Here is a 1,604-nt window from a genome sequence, read left to right as displayed (position 1 = left end):
GGGGGTGCGGACGATTTCTTGGACTGATTGATTATATTAACCCCAGTTTTTGCCGGTACATATCTGGGCTCACTCCACCCAGCGACAGCTTGATCCGATGACTATTGTACCAGCGGATGTAACCATCCACCTTCTTCATGAAGTCTTCAAGCGTTACGCCTGACCAGTTGCGACCATAATACATCTCGTTTTTCAGCCGCCCGAAGAACCCTTCACATGCCGCATTATCTGGCGAGCACCCTTTGCGCGACATTGAACGAGTGAGCCCCGAGGAGGATATTTGCTGTAACCACCCCGGCCACCGGTAATGCCCGCCACGATCGCTGTGTATGATTGGGCGTTCGTTGGGTTGTAGCGTCTTGATCGCACTCTCCAGCATGCTGTTTGCAAGCATTGCGTCTGGCCTTGTGCCTACCGACCAGCTAACCACCTTGCCGTCAAAGCAGTCCACCACAGGTGACAGCCACACTTTACCCGCAGGCAACTGGAACTCCGTGATATCCGTCAGCCACTTCTGATTGGGCAGCACTGCATTAAAGTCTCTCGCAAGAAGATTATCAGGGGCTGGGCCGATTTCTCCACAGTACGAGCTGTAGCGTCGGCGCCGTGCTTTGCTCACAACAAGTGTTTCTTCTGACATCAGTCTGCGTACGACTTTTTCAGAGAGCCGGACGCCTTCATGACGGAGCATTGCGTGCAGGCGGCGGTAGCCGTAACACCGGTAGTTAGCGTGGAAGAGATCCGCCAGGGTAACACGAACAACTGCGTGCTTATCACCGGTCTGCAGCGCAGCGCGGTGATAAAAATAGCTGCTACGGGCGAGCCCCAGGGTGCTAAGCAGCGCCGACAACGGATATGTTTCTCTCAGGGCATCAGCGACCTTAGTCTTTTCCCTGTTTGTCAGGGGACCTGCGCTGATGCCCGGGTCTTTTTTTATCATTTCATCCGCTTTCTTCAGGATATCGTGTTCCATCTGTAACTGCTGGATTTCCTGTCTGAGCCTGTCCCGCTCATTTCGCAGCTTATCGATATCTTCTGTTTCGGATGCTGTTTTGGGTTTACGCATTGAACGATAGGCCTCGTCACCAACAAGTTCATCCTTCCACTTATACAACAGTTGGCGGCTGACACCCACATGCTGAGCGATTTCTCGGGCGGGTTTGTTACGCGTGCACAGCTCACCAACGGCTTTACGCTTAACCTCTGATGTAAAGGGCGCTGCAGGATTTGAGGTGCTGGTCATGATACGACGCTTTCCCGGCAGAAGTTCATCCAGCCAGCAGTTGAGTATTGCGGTGCAGGGGTAGCCCAGCTCACGGCACGTGAAGGCCAGGCAACGCCCGTGTGTTAGATAATGATCAACAGCAGCCTGTTTTTGCGCGGTGGAGTAGCGTGGTTTGCGCTTAACACTCTTTATAGTTCCGTCACCTGCCTTCCATGCTTCTATCCAGCGTCTGAGATGACGCTCTGTGGGATAACCCAGCTCACGAACAACGGCTACGATCTTTTTGCCATATTTAAAGTACAGCTCGATTGCACGAAGGCGATCCGCTTCGGAATACATAACTTATCTCCTGAGAGTCCAGGAAATCGTCCGCACCCCC

1 protein-coding gene is annotated in these 1,604 nt (G+C 53.1%); it reads right to left on the bottom strand.

The genetic code is table 11. From position 1 onward, the window contains the following. Window positions 1–31: 31 nt before the first annotated feature. On the bottom strand, window positions 32–1,564 hold the full coding sequence (locus tag F3J37_RS27775) for an IS3 family transposase (protein ID WP_166936836.1): 1,533 nt from the start codon (window positions 1,562–1,564) through the stop codon (window positions 32–34). Between the last annotated feature and the right edge of the window lie 40 nt (window positions 1,565–1,604).

The organism is Candidatus Pantoea communis, assembly GCF_011752685.1.
Classification (GTDB): domain Bacteria; phylum Pseudomonadota; class Gammaproteobacteria; order Enterobacterales; family Enterobacteriaceae; genus Pantoea; species Pantoea communis.
This window is presented reverse-complemented; position numbering and strand designations above follow the sequence as displayed.

What these genes read in the sequence shown, in the direction of transcription:
- F3J37_RS27775 (WP_166936836.1), bottom strand. Translation starts at nt 1,564, where the DNA reads ATGTATTCCGAAGCGGATCGCCTTCGTGCAATCGAGCTGTACTTTAAA.